We start from the raw sequence: 16,016 nt of genomic DNA, 5'->3' as shown, positions 1-16,016 counted from the left end.
GCCTGTAAAAGAACAAATTATTTTTCCGATGAAGCAAATAGGGGTGCTGTTGGCATTGTGCTGGGCGGTACAATTACATGGACAGTCTTTTATGCAGCAGCAGATGCATTCCGCAAAATTCCGGGAAGCATATGCGCAGAAAGAATTTGAGCTCAGGAAAGCCTTTGCCGCCAAGGGACTGACGTACCCCGCCCGGTATATCTATCTGCGGTCTTTTAAATACGACAGCGAGCTGGAGGTATGGGTAAAGAATGCGCCCTCCGATACCTTTACGCTTTTTAAGCGCTACCGTGTCTGCGCGCTGTCCGGGACCATGGGCCCGAAACGCCGGGAGGGCGACCGCCAGGTGCCGGAAGGTTTTTACTACGTCAACGAATTTAATCCCAACAGCCTTTACCACCTGTCGCTGGGGCTTAACTATCCCAACTTCTCCGACCGCCTGCACGGAGATAAGGAAACCCCGGGCGGGGGCATTTATATACACGGCAGCTGCGTTACCGTCGGCTGTATTCCGCTCACCAATCCCCAGGTAGAGGAAGTGTATCTGCTGGCCGCGCATGCGCGCAGCCTGGGACAGGACTATATCCCCGTACATATCTTCCCCATCCGTTTTAACAATAAACGGTCGCTGGATTATCTCGGCAGCGTATCGCTTACCGATGACGTATCCCAGCGGTTCTGGCTGAACCTGAAAAAAGCTTACGATTATTTTGAAGAGACCCATGAGCTGCCCGTGGTGATGTTCGACAGCAAGGGCAACTATGTGCTGCAGGAATACCGGCCGGCGCCGAATGCGGCCGCAAAGCCTGCTGCCCCGACGGCTTTTACCGAGCCGGTGGGCGCGCCCCAGTAGCCGCGGTCATTTCAGCACAAACTGTACTGTCTGCGGTGCACGCTGCTCCAGCAGCAGCGTGCGTCCCGCGGTAAAGCTTTCCAGCAGCTCCGGCTGGTAATGCCGGATGGTGAGCAGCTCCAGCCCTTCGTGGTAATTCACGCTGAAATCCCGGTGAAGGGTCTTGATCAGCCTTTCTATTTTTTCCCCGTCGTGCTCGATGCAGCAGGAGAAGCTGATGGCGCCGTTCTGTGTGAGGTTGATATGAATATTCAATCCGTGGAAGATATCGTAGATATCGCTGATCTTGTCTTCCGTGATAAAGGAAAAATCCCGGGAAGTAATGGTCAGCAGCACCTGCTTCTGTTTTAATACGATCAGGGGCGGCAGCTGACGCGAGTGATCTCCTTCATGGATGACGGTGCCCGGAAGCTCCGGGTCCAGGAAGCATTTCACATACAGCGGTATCTTTTTGTTCTGCAGCGGCTTGATGGTCTTGGGATGGATCACCCTTGCGCCGTAGTAGGCCATCTCGATGACTTCGCGGTAATTGATCTCCCGTATGCTGATGGTATCGGCAAACAGCTTGGGGTCGGCGTTTTTTAATCCCTCCACGTCTTTCCAGATCGTCAGGCTTTCCGCGTTCAGCATGTTGGTAAAGAGGGCCGCCGTATAGTCGCTGCCTTCCCGGCCGAGGGTGGTGGTATGCCCTTCCGCCGTGGAGCCGATGAAGCCCTGGGTTAACAGCAGGCCGTGCTGCCGGAGCAGCGGCAGTACCTTTTCGGTCATCTGCTGGCTGCTGTAAGGCCAGTCTACCTGCGCATCGCGGTAGGTGGCGTCGGTCCGGAGAACGCTGCGTACATCCAGCCATTCGTTGCCGATACCTTCATCCTTCAGATAGGCGCTTACGATAATCGACGAAAGCAGCTCTCCCAGACTCACCAGCTGGTCATAATAATAGTCGAAAGGCAGGTAAGGCTTTTCGCCGAGCCGCCATTCGGCCTCGGTAAAAAAGCGGCGCATACACTCGATGGCAGCATGCTCGGGATCGCGGAGCAGGGCCTCGGCAATTTCGAGATGGGACTGCTTGATGTTCTGCAGCAGCCGCGCTGCCGTTTCCCGCTGTCGCCGGTAATAGTGGATGGCTACTTTTTCCAGCTCGTTGGTGGTCTGCCCGATGGCGGATACCACCACCACCAGCTCTGTGCCGGAAAAGGGACGGATGATGCCGGCCACATTCCGGATCTGGTCGATCCCGGTCAGGCTGGCGCCCCCAAATTTAAAAACCTTCATAACTACTGCTGTAACGGTTGAAACCGGTCGTAATGATATCGCTTTGATATTCTTCGATCCTGCCTCAGGCAGGATGGTCATCTAAAGATAACCGTGACCGGATAAAAAAACCGGGGGCAAAGTTCGCATTCTTTAAACCAATAAAAAAATAAAGCCGGCTCCGGCACAACGAAAGGAAGATCAGCGGTTTTTATAGTAATTTAGGCGCATTTTTATCAAATAGACTGTGCTAAGATGAATCCGCAACGTAAGATCATGACCCTGGGGGAGTTCACCATCCAGGAACTCCGTAATTTCCCGGCGGCTACCGGCGAGCTCTCCGGCCTGCTCCGCGACATCGGCCTGGCGGCCAAACGGGTGAATGTGGAAGTCAGCCAGGCGGGGCTGGTGGATATCCTTGGCGATGCAGGCAGGATCAATGTTCAGGGCGAAGATGTAAAAAAGCTGGATATCTTTTCCAACCAGCAGTTCATCAGCGTGCTGCAGGGCGGCATCAACTGCGCCGGGGTAGGATCGGAGGAGAACGAGGATATCCTGGTGTTTGACGATCCGCTGAGCAACCAGTCCAAGTACGTATTGCTGATGGACCCGCTGGACGGCTCCGGCAATATCGATGTAAACGTCTCCATCGGCACTATCTTTTCCGTGCACCGGCGGGTGACCCCGCGCGGAACGCCCTGTACAAAGGACGATTTCCTGCAGCCGGGTAACTGCGTGGTGGCGGCAGGGTATATCATATACGGGTCTTCCACCATCCTGGTATATGCCACCCGCCGGGGGGTGAACGGATTTACGCTCGACCCGTCCATCGGGGAGTTCTGTCTTTCGCATCCCAACCTGAAATGTCCCCCGGACGGCAATATTTTTTCGGTGAACCTGGGGAATATGGAGAAATACGATGAGCCCGTCAAAGAATATGTGCGTTACTGTATGCATCGCGACCCCGGCAGCGGCCGTCCTTATACCCACCGGTATATCGGCTCGATGGTAGCCGATATTCACCGCAACCTGATCAAGGGCGGCATCTTTATTTATCCCGGTACGTCGGACCGCCCTTCGGGCAAGCTGCGCCTCCTGTATGAATGCAATCCCATGGCCTTTATCGTGGAAGTGGCCGGCGGAAAAGCGCTGACCGCGGCAGGGCAGCGGGTGCTGGATGTACAGCCCACCGCCATTCACCAGCGCACTCCCATGTATATCGGTTCCCGGCATATGATGGAAAAACTGGAAGATTTTTTGACGAATGCAATGTAACTTGCAGCCATGAGCGCTCCGCAGCAGATCATCGAGGTAAAAGAGCTTGTAAAAAAGTACGGCGATTTCACGGCGGTAGACGGCATCAGCTTCGGGGTGCGGGAAGGAGAGATATTCGGGCTGCTCGGGCCCAACGGAGCGGGGAAATCCACCACCCTCGAGATCATCGAGACCCTGCGGGAAAAAACTTCCGGCGAGGTATGGGTGGGCGGTTTCAGCCTCGACGAGCACCCGGAACAGATCAAAAAGATGATCGGCGTGCAGCTGCAGAGCTCCGGCTATTATCCCGGGCTGAACCTGACAGAGCTCATCGAGCTGTTTGCCGGGCTGTACAACCGGAAGGTAAAGCCGATGGAATACCTGGAGATGGTGAACCTCGGCGACAAGGCGAAGGTCCGGTACAAAGCCTTGTCCGGAGGCCAGCAGCAGCGCTTTTCTATTGCCACCACCCTGATCAACCAGCCCAGGATCATCTTCCTGGACGAACCTACCACCGGCCTGGATCCGCAGGCCCGGCGCAACCTTTGGGAGCTGATCCGGAAGGTGCGCGGTCAGGGCGCTACTATTGTCATCACCACTCACTATATGGACGAAGCCGAATACCTCTGCGACCGGGTGGCCATCGTGGACAGCGGCAGGATCATTGCCCTGAATTCGCCGGACGCGCTGATCGACGAGCTGGTAGCGGGCGGGTTTGAGCGTCCGCGCGCCGTAAAAAAGGCCAACCTGGAAGACGTGTTTATCCAGCTTACCGGCCGGGAGTGGAGGGGCGATTGAATATTGATTACCTGTTTGTATTTTTAGCCTATGTATCCTACAGTTTCCGATCTGCTACATGACCTGCTTGGCATCCGTGTGCCGCTGCCCATACAGACCTTTGGCTTCTTTGTCGTGGTCGCCTTCCTGGGGGCCGCCTATACGCTGATGCGGGAGTTGAAAAGACGGGAAGAGCTGGGCTGGATGAAGGGCGTAACGGAATCTTACTGGGTAGGTAGGCCGGCCGGTACGGGAGAGCTGCTGTGGAACGGGATATTGGGTTTCATCATTGGTTTTAAGCTCGTATATGCCCTTTCCCACTGGTCCGCCTTCTCCGCTAATCCCCAGCAGGTGCTGCTGTCCGTCGAGGGTAACTGGCCGGGTGCCCTTGCCTTTGCCGCCCTGTTTGTATTTCTGAGGTACCGCGATAAGAAAAAGCGCCGGCTGGATCCGCCCCGGCAGGAGAAAAGAACGGTGATGCCCCATCAGCGGGTGGGCGACTTTACCGTGCTGGCCGCCATCGGCGGTCTGGTGGGGGCCAAGATCTTCGACGGGCTGGAAAACTGGAACAGCTATATGGCCGACCCGGTAGGCAGCTTCTTCTCTTTCAGCGGACTCACCTTTTACGGGGGGCTGATCGTGGCGGCCATCGCCATCATCTGGTATGCCCGCAGCAAGCAGATCAGCGGCTGGCACCTGGTGGACAGCGCCGCCCCTGCGCTTATGCTGGCCTACGGGCTGGGCCGCATCGGCTGTCATATGGCGGGCGACGGGGACTGGGGTATCGAGAACCCCCATCCGAAGCCTTTTGCCGGGCTGCCGGACTGGCTCTGGAGCTATACCTACCCGCATAATGTGAACAATGCCGGCGTTCCTATCCCGGGCTGCGAAGGGCCGCATTGCTTCCAGCTGCCGCATGGCGTGTACCCCACTCCGTTGTATGAAGTGATCGCCTGCCTGATCCTTTTCGGCGTGCTATGGAGCATCCGGAAGAAGATTACCCGTCCGGGTATGATGTTCGGTATTTATTTCATTTTCACAGGAATAGAAAGATTTCTTGTAGAAACCATTCGGGTAAATACCCGGTATCATTTCCTGGGCATCAGCCCCACGCAGGCGGAGATCATCTCTACGCTGCTGGTGATCAGCGGGATCGGGCTGATCCTCTATGTGCGGAAAAAACATGCCGCGCTGCCTTTGATCCCGGCAAAGACTGCCGGCTGAACGGATAGGCGCTAACAGCGATATGACCTTTGCATCGGGATTATTTAGAACAATTATCTTATTGGGTGCTGCACAAGGGTTTGTGATCAGTGTGTTGCTTTTTTACTCGGGGAAAGACCGGCAGACGAACCGTCTGCTGGCCCTGCTGATCTTCCTGATCGCCCTGGCCTGTCTTGACCTCTATGGCAGCTTTCAGGGCTGGTTTGACCGTGGTATCCCCGAGCTGATCTCCTACTTTGTACCGATGATCGTGGTGATGCCTTTTGGTCCGCTCATCTTTTTCTATGTAAAATCTTCCCTGGATCCCGGTTTTAAAATGAGCAGGCGGCTGTGGATCCACTTTTATCCGGTGGTGATCGACTGCGTCCCCCAGCTTACCGCCATGCTGTATTTTGCCGGCCTGGCTACCGGTCTCATTCCAAGACACCCTCAGCCCTGGGGGCGTTTTATCGATACCTATAATGTATATTCAGATATTCCGAGATGGATATCTGTCAGTACGTATACTTGGTTATCAATAAAAAATATTCATTCATTTAAAATAAAAAGCGAGAATCTCACTATCTTCTATGACCCTGCCCGGCTGCGCTGGCTGCAACAGCTTACCCGTGGATTCTTAGGTTTCCAGGTGCTGTGGCTGCTTTATCTGATCCCTTATGTGATTCCCCGTTACACCAATATGATGCTGGATGTGTTTGACTGGTATCCCCTGTATGTACCCCTGGCGGTGCTGGTCTACTGGCTGGGAATAAAAGGATACCTGATGGCTCAGCAGGCCCGGCAGGGCGTCAAAAAGGGATTGGGCAAATCTGCGGTCCTGGAGGATGCTGCCGCCGGCCGGATACTTGCCATTCTGAAAAAGGCCATGGAAGACGACAGGCTATACCTGGACCCGCTGCTCAACCTGCAGGGTTTGGCGCGCCATACCGGGATTGCGCCCAAGACGATATCCGCCGTCCTGAACCAGCACCTGCATAAGAATTTCAACGAGTTTGTGAATGCCTACCGGGTGGAGGCTTTTAAGGAAAAGCTGTTGCAGCCGGAGGTGGACCGCTGGACCATCGCCGGCATTGCCTCCGAATGCGGGTTCAATTCCTCCGCCAGCTTCCAGCGTATTTTCAAGCAAACCACCGGGATGTCCCCTTCCGTTTACCGGAGTCAGGTTGTCTCTGCCGGAACATCCGTTTCCGGTTCTTCTCCTGTTTAACAGCGCTCAAATCCGGATCTGAGCACTGGATAATGCGCTTCATTTTACGGTTTTGGCGGAAATTTACCGCCGGGATTGCGTCCCTGCCGTCCTGTGTTTTTCCGGGGTTGTGTTCCTGCGTTTTAAGCGCATCTGTCATAAAATATTATAATTTCTTCTGTATGAAAATGACGTACTTAATATTATTTACTTCTATTTTTACTATAAATTCATCTGCCCAATCAGGGAAGGACAGCTCCCGCATCGCAGCATTTGAAAAAAAGATCGAGTTCCTCCGCAGGAAATATCATATCCCGGGTCTGTCTGCCGGGATCGTGAAGGGGAAGACGCTGGTCTGGTCAAAAGGTTTTGGCTATGCCGATGTGGAACATCGGACCGTGCCCGACAAGAACACCGTTTACCAGATCGCTTCCGTGACGAAGACGTTTGGCTCTATCCTGCTGATGCAGCAGGTGGAGGCCGGCCGGGTCAGTCTGGACGATCCTATTGCCCAATACGGCATCAACCTGGGCGCCCGCTGGGGCAGCGACCCCAGGATCAGGGTGAAGCATCTGCTGACCCATACGGCCATGGGGAACACGCTGAACGGGTTCAAGCCCGGCTATAGCTTCCGGTATAACGGCGGATGGTACAATGAGCTGACAAAGGTGATCGAAAGATCCTCCGGCCGACACTTTGGGGAGCTGCTGATGGAGAATATCGTACGGCCCCTGGGCCTGAAGAACACCGTTCCCAGCACGGATGACAGCGCGGCCTTCGCGCTGACGGGCTATGACCGGGAGGAGTTTATGCAGCGGGTAGCCAGACCTTATGACTGGGATAAAAAGCAGCTGAAGCCTGTCAGGTTCTCTTACGGCTTCGGCGCCGCTGCCGGCATTATGAGCACGGTGGCGGACCTGGCGGCTTATTCTGTAGCTATCGATGAAAAGCGGTTCCTGGACACGGCTACCTGGGAAAAGGTCTTTACCCCATTTGTTACACCAAAAGGAAAAACCCTGCAGTATGGCCTGGGATGGTTTGTAAAATATTATAAAGGGATAAAGGTGGTCTGGCATACCGGCTGGTGGACCGGCTATTCGGCTCTTTTTGTAAAAGTTCCTGAAAAGGGGCTCACCTTTATCGTTCTGGCTAACTCCCAGGACCTGAGCCGTCCCTTCTACCACATCATTCATCCTGTTCCCGGGATCGGCATGTTCAATCCTTTCCGCCGGAACCTGAACCGTACCTTACTGGGTTCGGATTTCGGACGGGCGTTTATGGAACAGATGGCGGGACTATAACGTTCCCGCGGATAGGTACGCGGAGTATAACTGGAGCGCATATACTCCTTTTCCCCGTGCTTACCGGCCGGCCGGTGAAATGGTAAAGGTCACCGGTATGGTATTGCAGGCGTCGTTCCAGTCCGGGCGGTCGGAGTTGTAAACGCTGAAGACCATACGCAGCTGCTTCCCATCGTGGCTGCTCCATTTGTTGGGAAATTCGAAGCCGAGGTATTCGCCTTTGTTCAGCCCGCCCCAGTGGTCGCTGTAGTAAACAGTCTTCCAGGGTCCCCAGGGCTCCGGCGCTTCGAATATGCCTATGCAGCCTGCAGGGCCGTGACAATCGGTAAGCAGATACCGTTTCAGTCCCGCATTATAAATGATGACGGGAAAGGGGTTGGCCTCTCCTGTGTCCTGGATGCTGAAAACAGGGTACAGGGATGCGGTGTTCCGGTTCCAGGAGGGGCGCCGCCGCCGGTCCAGGCCGCTCAGGCATTCGTATGCAGCAGGATATTCCAGGCTGTCCCGGTCGGCCCGCAGCAGATATATCCGATGTAGCGTATCCCCGCTGTTGAACCCGGCAATGTATATATTATGGTCGCGTGCGCCGGTATACCCCTGTCCGAAATTGACAAAGGATACCGGCTTAAAGCCTGCAGGACCGAACACTACGGGCAGGCCGGACCAGGACCTGCCCCGGTCGGTCGATCTGATCAGCCGGATATCGCACAAGGGATATTTTCCGTTCTGCTCGTTTTTCCAGGCATACAGGGTATCGCCGAGGGCCAGCAGTCCGGATACCTTTCCCTGCCGCACGCCGGGCGGGCCGTAAAAGATGTCCCTGCCGGCCCATTGGCCCGCCGAGTCGTCCAGACAGGCCAGGCCCCAGCTGACCTTTTTCGGACCGGAGAATCCGTTACCGTCGCCCCAGGCGGTGTACAGCCGGTCGTCTGCAGCCCAAGTCGCCGGCCAGATATCGCTGCCGCGGGCAGATGTTCTGACCTCGTTGAAATGGAAGATCACGTCCGTGATAAGGCTGCTGCGGGGGTAGGGAGAGGCGGTCTGGGCCCGGACGGGCATCCCGCTGCCCAGGATAAAAGCGAGAGAGAAGAGGCGGAGCAGGAGATTGATCATTGGTATTCGTTTTGGGAATAATTATATGTTCATTAGTTATTTGATAAGTAAATTATTACAAAATCTACTTGAAATTAAATAACGAAATTTTGAATGCTTTGTCTCTTTATTTACTTTAACTGAAGATCGGATTGGCCTCTTGTGTTAAAAATGTGTCTGATTTATTTTATGTTGTTTGTTGATTATTGGTTATGAATTTATAATGAGATTTATTTCAAGTTAAATATTATACGTGATCAATCTTGTCTTCGCAACCGTTACCCTCCTTCTTACCGGCAAATCCTGTTCGTACTGCTAATATAATCATTAAAAAAATCACCGCCTTTGTACATCAGCATGCCGTTGCTGCTAAAGCGGTTTTCCGGTTTCTTCCGCCCTTTTCCACCGTTCGTCCCGTCCTACAGACCGTTTGTGTAATACTATGTAGTATGTATTACATAGTACATATCTTTGCATTGTAACTGGTTAAAAAAAGTTCTAAATAAGTGTAACATTTTCTATGGCCGGATCGTCTTTGGATGAAAATAAAAAAAGGAAAAAAGACCGGTAGACCTTTTATAAACTCTGAAACTATTTAACAAACCCTATTGAAAGACCTCTGTCATGAAACCAGCCATTATCTATTCACGGTCTTCTTTTCGCATGCTTGTTCTTGCTCCGGCATTATTGTTTCTCATACTGCTGAGCCTTGTCCGTTCCCTCCGCGCCCAGGAAAAAGAGGGGAGTATCCTGGAGGGAAAGGTACAGACCTCCGAGGGCGCTGCCGCCTTTGTAACGGTCACCCTGCTGAACGCTTCCGATTCCTCCCTAGTAAAGGGAGCGGTCACCGATGAAGCCGGGCATTACCGGTTCAGCGAGGTGCCTGCCGGTCAGTACCTCGTTTGCGCTTCCATGATCGGGATGGAACGGGCCTGCAGCGCTCCTGTCCGTCTGGATACCGGACAACAGACCGTCGGCCTGCCGCTGCTGACCCTACGTCCCGGCACCCATGTGCTGCAGGGCGTACACGTAAAGGCGGCCCGGCCTTATATCGAGCACAAGCCCGGGCAGACCATCGTGAATGTGGAAAACAGCATCGTCAGCGCGGGAAACACCGCGCTCGAGGTGCTCGAAAAATCCCCCGGCGTTACCGTGGATAAAGACGGTAATATATCCCTAAACGGGCAGTCCGGCGTTACCGTGATGATCAACGGGCGCCCCACTCATCTCTCTTCAAAACAGCTGACCGCTCTGCTGAAAGGGATGTCGGCCGACGCCCTTTCGCAGATCGAGCTGATGACCCAGCCGCCGTCCCGCTACGATGCGGCCGGCACCGGAGGGATGATCAACCTCAAGATGAAAAAGAATGCCGGCACCGGGTTCAACGGTAATCTGACCGTCGGCGGTGGGCTGGGGGCCTTTCCGCGGTACAATGCCGGCGGCTCCCTCAACTACCGGAATGAGCATTTCAGCGCTTACGGGAATTATAACTTTAATCATGACAAAGACAAGAGCAGCCTTCTGCTGACCCGGAAGTTCTTTTCCCCCGGCGGCAAGTCCCTGCAGGCCATCCTGCGGCAGATGAGTGAGTGGGAGGAGCCGGCCGACAACCACAACGCCCAGGTGGGCATGGACTATTTTATTACCCCGGCGCATACTCTGGGCTTTGTGCTTAACGGCAGCGCCAGCAATTCCAGCTTCCACAGCCACAGCCCGGTGTATTTTATGGACGCTGCGGGAAAAACGGATTCCCTGGCTACTTCCGATAACCGTACGGGCGGCCGTTGGGAAAATCTTTCCGCCAACCTGCATTATACCTGGGATATGGACAGCGCCGGGCAGCAGCTGAGCTTTGATGCGGACTATGCCTATTTTAATATGCCCGGCTCCCAGTATATCCGTACGGATTTTACCGGCCCGGAGGGGGACACGCTCCGCTCCCCGGAGATTCGGCGGGGAGGGCAGCCTACCCGGGTCAATATTTATTCTGCCAAGATGGACTATACCCTTCCCCTGAAAGGCAATGCCAAGCTGGAGGGCGGTTTGAAATACAGTCTTGCCCATACAGACAATAACAGCTATTTCGAGACCCTCAGCGGTGACAAGTGGCAGCCCGACGCGGGCAACATCAGTCACTTTGTCTACCGCGAGAACATCAATGCGGCTTATCTGAACCTGAGCAAGACCTTTAAAAAAGGCTGGAGTCTCCAGGCAGGGCTGCGCGGGGAACAAACCATCTCCCGGGCCGAGCAGCTGACGATCGACTCCACGGTAAAACGCAATTATTTTCAGCTTTTTCCCAACATCTCCCTCAGCCGCCAGCTGGGAAAAGACAATCATGTCAGCCTCTCGTATGCACGGCGCGTGGACCGGCCCAGCTATCAGGACCTGAACCCCATGACCTTTTATGTGGACAAGTTCACCTATCAGTCCGGCAACCCTTACCTGCAACCCCAGTTCAGCCATAATATCGAGCTGTCCTACACCCTGAAAAACCGCTATATCGCTACGCTGGCTTACAAACGTACCGATCATATCATGACGCAGGTATTCCGGCAGATCGATTCCATACGGACGACCTTCATCACCATGGGTAACCTGAACAGCCGGGAAGACTACACCCTGAACCTGAACATCCCAATCAGCATTACCCCCTGGTGGTCCACGAACAACAACCTGCTTTTTATCTACCAGCGCTTCCAGGGTATCTATAACGATGTGCCCCTCGACAAGGGCATGCCTTCCTTTATCGGCAATACGCAGCAAACCTTTACCCTTCGGCACGGCTGGAAGGCCGAGCTGAACGGGATGTACCGCAGCACCGTCCTCGAAGGACCGCTGGTGGTATATCCGGCCTGGATGCTTTCCTTCGGGATCGAAAAGTCGTTATGGGACGACAGGGCTTCTCTGAAGCTGAATGTGCAGGATGTGTTTCAGACCCAGAATACAAAAGCGGACATGAGCATCGGGAACATTGACCTCTACCTGGAGCAGCGGCATTTCCGGCGCTGGGCCGGGCTGACCTTTACCTGGCGCTTTGGTAATGAAAAAATCAAGGTCAACCGCCACCGGAATACGGGGATAGAGGAAGAGCAGAACCGTATCCAGAGAGGGAATTAGAACAATTTGAGATTTTTTTTGAAAAAAACAGATTTTTTGGTGCAACCTTTTTCCAATTAGTTGTCTTTAACGATGTGCAACCAGGCAAACGGACAGATGGACACCCGGCAATTGCTGGAGCGGTACCGGCAGGGGAATGATCCCCTGGCGGCACGCCAGCTCTATGAGGCCTATGCCGGCGCGATGTATAACATCTGCCTGCGGATGCTGAATGACGTGCAGCTGGCGGAAGACACCCTGCAGGATGCTTTTTACCAGGTTTTTAAAAGCCTGCACACCTTCCGGGGGGAATCCACCCTGGGCGCCTGGATCAAAAGCATTGTCGTAAACCGGTGTCTGAACCAGCTGAAGAAGAAAAAGCACTTCTTCATGCCGGTGGACGAGATGGAGCTGACCGAAGAGGAGCCTGTGGACGAAAAGGCGCATGCCTATACCGTGGCCCGCGTGCAGGATGCCATCCGCAAGCTGCCGGACGGGTACCGGGTGGTGCTGAGCCTGTATCTCTTTGAGGGATACTCCCACAAGGCCATCGCAGCGGAGCTGGGTATCAGCGAATCTACTGCAAAAACGCAGTATCTTCGGGCCAAGGCCAAGGTTCGGCAGTGGGTGCAGGAAACGGCACAGGCCGGCTGAGCACAGCGCGGACTGCCGCAGACAACAGGAAAAGCAGGTATGGACCAGTTTGAGAAATTTGTGCAGGATCATCGTGAAGACTTCGACTCGGGGGGACCCTCTCCCCGGGTATGGGAGGGTCTGCAGGCTGCCCTGGAGGAAAAGCCCCGGGCTGTGCGTATCCGGCTCCGCCGGAAGACCTGGATGAAAGCCGCCGGCTGGCTGCTGCTGGCGGGTCTGGCGGCATGCCTGGGTATCTATCGCCTTGCCCGGCAGACAACGGTTCATCCCCTGCCGGAAGAGCTGAGGGAAGTGCAGTCTTATTACTCCGGCCGCATCAACACCCAACTGGAGGTAATAGAGCGGTACCCGGAAGCAAAAACAGGTTTGTCCTCCCGCGATCTGCAGGCTTTCCGGTCGGGCGACAGCACTTATCTTCAGCTGCGCCAGGCTTTGCGGGAGAACCCGGGTGACACGAGGATAAGGGCGGCCTTTGTAGAGTATTACCAGAGCAGACTGGAGGCGCTGGATAAGATAACGGGGCAGCTGCAGCAGCTCCATTCCTAAAACAAATACAAATGAAGCATACTTTTATACAACTGGGTTTATTTTTATTGTGCCTGCCCGTCCTGGCCCATGCGGGAGATCCTTTTCCGTTCAAACGTACGCTTGTGAAAACCTATCATGTACAGGCGGGCGCCGAGCTGAGCCTGGATAGCAAGTACGGCAAGATCAATCTCCATGTCTGGGATCAGCCGGTGATCAAGGCTACGATAACGATCACAGGCTTCGGACAGGATGAGGACCAGGCCCGGAGTATGGCGGAGGGAGCGTCCGTAAGCGGACAGCAAACAGGCAATAGGGTGAGCCTGCAGACCCGCTACGCCACGTCTTCATCCGGGAGCGGCGGGTCCCTCTGGAACCGGCTGCTCAGCTCGGTGGGGAACCACAACGGCAAACAATATGTGAACGTGGATTATGAGGTTTACCTGCCCCGGAGCCTGGCCCTGCTGTCGGTTGCCAACAGCTACGGGGATGTCTGGTGTGAAGATGTGACTGCCCGTACCCAACTGACGATTAAATACGGCAAGTTCCGTCTCGGAAATATGAAGGCGCTTTCGCTTGAGTCCGGCTACAGCCAGGGTACTGTGGGCGGCGCGGAGCAGATAGCGGTTAACGCCAGCTACAGCGAAATAAAGATCGATAAGGCCGGGCAGCTGAAGATAGATTCCAAATACGGGAAATTCAATCTGGGCGACATCGGGAATCTGCAGAACAATTCGAGCTACGATGCCTTCGCGGCAGAGCAGGTGGAAAAAACGGTAAGCGACTCGCGTTATACGGATTATAAGTTTGGCAGCATCCTGCTGGAGGGCGACCTGGATATCACGTATGGGAAGGTAAAGGTAGATGCCCTCGGAAACCGCTTCAGGCAGCTTCAGGTAGACGGCCGCTATGCCAATATAGACCTCGGATTGCCCGGGTCTCTTTCCTGCCGGCTCGACCTGGAGCTCGATCATGGCAATGTAAACCATTCCGGGTCCTGGGATTTCCGGAAAGTGGAAGACGTGAATGACAAGGGGAAGCGCACGTTCCGCGCCACCCTCGGCGATGCCGGTGAGGCTGCTGCGCCCATCCGGGTAAGGGGCGCCTATACCGATGTATCCTTAAAACACGCCAAATGATCAGTATGAAACCGGGCATGATAATAGTGCTCACACAGGGTTATGTTAATATGCGGGGTTTATCTCGTTCATAATAACAGTCATAGGTCTCGATGCACCTTCGGTGTCATCCGATCACTAAAATTAACGGATGAAAACATTTAAAATCGCCGCTGCGTTCTGCTGCCTGCTGCTGGCAACGGCCTGCACGGTAGATGGGCAGAAGGTCCGCGGCAACGGGGATATCCGCACGGAAGACCGGACAGCCGGCTCCTTTAACAAGATCAGCTGCGCCGGCATTTATCATGTATACCTTACCCAGGGGAGTTCAACCTCGGTAAAGCTGGAGGCCGATGCCAACCTGATGCCTTTTCTGCGGACGGAGGTACATGGAAATACATTGGAGCTGTCCGTAAAGCCCCGGACAAACATCGACCCCTCCCGCACCGTGAAGGTATATGTGACCACCCCCCGTATAGAAGCGCTTAATATCAGTGGGGTGTGCGAGATCGAAAGTCGCAATACCCTGCAGGTAAAAGACCTGAAGATCGGCGTAAGCGGATCGGGTGAGCTGGACCTGGATCTGACGGCGGATGCGGTGAAGACAGACGTTTCCGGTACGGGAAAGGTTGAGCTGGAAGGGAAGTCGACCGAAGCGGAGTACCATATTTCCGGTACAGGCAAGGTGTCGGCGGACGACCTGCGGACGGCCCGTACTTCGGTAAGCATTTCGGGTATGGGAAAGCTGGAGGTATATGCCACGGAGAAGCTGGATGTATCGGTGTCGGGCATGGGAGAGGTGCGTTACAAGGGCAACCCGCAGATCCACCAGTCGGTGTCCGGCATGGGAAGTATACGGCAGGAATAGTTTTTAATACAAGTTTAGATTTTGGTTAATGAATCGGGGGGTTGTCTAACCTCCCTTTTCGCGTTTAGGGGTTTCTGGTTTCGGGTTCCGGTTTCTGGTATGAAATTTATCTCGTGCACTATGATCTTAAAGGTCTCGATGAAACGAAGTTCGGCACCCCCATTTAAAAATAATTAAATCCCGTGCTGCGCCTTTCGCCTCTCATCTTTCACCGCCTTTATGTATTTTTGTATCCTACCAAAATCTCTTGCCATGCCTTCTTTTGATATGGTCAGCAAAGCCGACCTGCAAACCCTGGACAATGCTATAAACACCGTAAGAAAAGAAATAACCAACCGTTTTGATTTCAAGGGAAGTCCTGTGGAGATCGAGCTGGACAAGAAGACCTTTAAGCTGAACCTGGCGGCGGAGAGCGAAATGAAGCTCGATCAGGTCATTGATGTGCTCATCAGCCGTTCCATGCGGCAGGGGCTGGCGGCGGAAGTATATGATACCGGCAAAGAGCCCTTTCAGAGCGGTAAGCTGGTAAAAAAGGAAATACAGATACGCAACGGCATCCAGCAGGCCGACGCCAAAAAGATCGTAAAGCTGATCAAAGACAGCGGGCTGAAGGTACAGGCGGCCATTATGGATGATACCGTGCGGGTCAGCGCCAAAAAGATCGACGACCTGCAGGCCGTGATCCAGGCCTCCAAAACCTGGAACCTCGGTATCCCCCTGCAGTATATCAACATGAAGAGCTGAGCCGGGATAAATTGACGGCTGGGAGCGGAATATTATCAGATGGCCGAGGACGTGCAAAAGCTTGTTCTGG

General features: G+C 54.3%; 14 protein-coding genes. 12 read left to right on the top strand and 2 right to left on the bottom strand.

Annotated features, from left to right (window positions below):
• Positions 1-28: 28 nt before the first annotated feature.
• Complete coding sequence (locus ABD851_RS08310; RefSeq protein ID WP_344978133.1) at positions 29-853, top strand: L,D-transpeptidase family protein; 825 nt, start codon at positions 29-31, stop codon at positions 851-853.
• Positions 854-859: 6 nt separating this feature from the next.
• Here the strand turns inward: ABD851_RS08310 and ABD851_RS08305 are convergent, their stop codons facing one another.
• A complete protein-coding gene (locus ABD851_RS08305) occupies positions 860-2,125 on the bottom strand; it encodes an aspartate kinase (protein ID WP_344978131.1) in 1,266 nt (421 codons plus the stop codon).
• Between the two features lie 234 nt (positions 2,126-2,359).
• On the opposite strand from ABD851_RS08305, the gene fbp reads away from it, so the two are divergent.
• From fbp to ABD851_RS08280, 5 genes are all read left to right on the top strand, one after another.
• Positions 2,360-3,379, top strand: coding sequence for a class 1 fructose-bisphosphatase (fbp, locus tag ABD851_RS08300; RefSeq protein ID WP_344978129.1), 1,020 nt, complete (start codon positions 2,360-2,362; stop codon positions 3,377-3,379).
• 9 nt (positions 3,380-3,388) lie between these two features.
• Positions 3,389-4,156 (top strand): ABC transporter ATP-binding protein, encoded by a 768-nt coding sequence (locus ABD851_RS08295; RefSeq protein ID WP_344978127.1) that lies wholly within the window; start codon positions 3,389-3,391, stop codon positions 4,154-4,156.
• A gap of 30 nt (positions 4,157-4,186) precedes the next feature.
• Entirely contained in the window at positions 4,187-5,359 is a 1,173-nt protein-coding gene (locus tag ABD851_RS08290) for a prolipoprotein diacylglyceryl transferase (protein ID WP_344978125.1), read from the top strand.
• Between the two features lie 61 nt (positions 5,360-5,420).
• Complete coding sequence (locus tag ABD851_RS08285; RefSeq protein ID WP_344978123.1) at positions 5,421-6,566, top strand: helix-turn-helix domain-containing protein; 1,146 nt, start codon at positions 5,421-5,423, stop codon at positions 6,564-6,566.
• A 161-nt stretch (positions 6,567-6,727) separates the two neighbouring features.
• Positions 6,728-7,846, top strand: a complete 1,119-nt coding sequence (locus ABD851_RS08280) for a serine hydrolase domain-containing protein (RefSeq protein ID WP_344978121.1) — start codon at positions 6,728-6,730, stop codon at positions 7,844-7,846.
• 60 nt (positions 7,847-7,906) lie between these two features.
• Here ABD851_RS08280 and ABD851_RS08275 read toward each other — a convergent pair whose 3' ends face one another.
• Complete coding sequence (locus tag ABD851_RS08275) at positions 7,907-8,959, bottom strand: glycoside hydrolase family 183 protein (protein ID WP_344978119.1); 1,053 nt, start codon at positions 8,957-8,959, stop codon at positions 7,907-7,909.
• 603 nt (positions 8,960-9,562) lie between these two features.
• Between ABD851_RS08275 and ABD851_RS08270 the strand changes: the two genes are divergently transcribed.
• The 6 genes from ABD851_RS08270 (at position 9,563) to ABD851_RS08245 (ending at position 15,946) form a co-directional block, all read left to right on the top strand.
• On the top strand, positions 9,563-12,058 hold the full coding sequence (locus ABD851_RS08270) for an outer membrane beta-barrel protein (RefSeq protein ID WP_344978117.1): 2,496 nt from the start codon (positions 9,563-9,565) through the stop codon (positions 12,056-12,058).
• Positions 12,059-12,130: 72 nt separating this feature from the next.
• Positions 12,131-12,691, top strand: a complete 561-nt coding sequence (locus tag ABD851_RS08265; protein WP_344978115.1) for an RNA polymerase sigma factor — start codon at positions 12,131-12,133, stop codon at positions 12,689-12,691.
• A 39-nt stretch (positions 12,692-12,730) separates the two neighbouring features.
• The gene (locus tag ABD851_RS08260; protein WP_344978113.1) at positions 12,731-13,237 is read left to right on the top strand and encodes a hypothetical protein; all 507 of its coding nucleotides are present in this window, start codon (positions 12,731-12,733) and stop codon (positions 13,235-13,237) included.
• Between the two features lie 11 nt (positions 13,238-13,248).
• On the top strand, positions 13,249-14,355 hold the full coding sequence (locus ABD851_RS08255) for a DUF4097 family beta strand repeat-containing protein (RefSeq protein ID WP_344978111.1): 1,107 nt from the start codon (positions 13,249-13,251) through the stop codon (positions 14,353-14,355).
• Between the two features lie 130 nt (positions 14,356-14,485).
• A complete protein-coding gene (locus tag ABD851_RS08250) occupies positions 14,486-15,202 on the top strand; it encodes a head GIN domain-containing protein (RefSeq protein WP_344978109.1) in 717 nt (238 codons plus the stop codon).
• Positions 15,203-15,454: 252 nt separating this feature from the next.
• On the top strand, positions 15,455-15,946 hold the full coding sequence (locus ABD851_RS08245) for a YajQ family cyclic di-GMP-binding protein (RefSeq protein ID WP_344978107.1): 492 nt from the start codon (positions 15,455-15,457) through the stop codon (positions 15,944-15,946).
• Positions 15,947-16,016: the final 70 nt, after the last annotated feature.

The sequence above is a fragment of the Compostibacter hankyongensis genome, from assembly GCF_039541075.1.
Taxonomy (GTDB): Bacteria; Bacteroidota; Bacteroidia; order Chitinophagales; family Chitinophagaceae; genus Compostibacter; species Compostibacter hankyongensis.
This window is presented reverse-complemented; position numbering and strand designations above follow the sequence as displayed.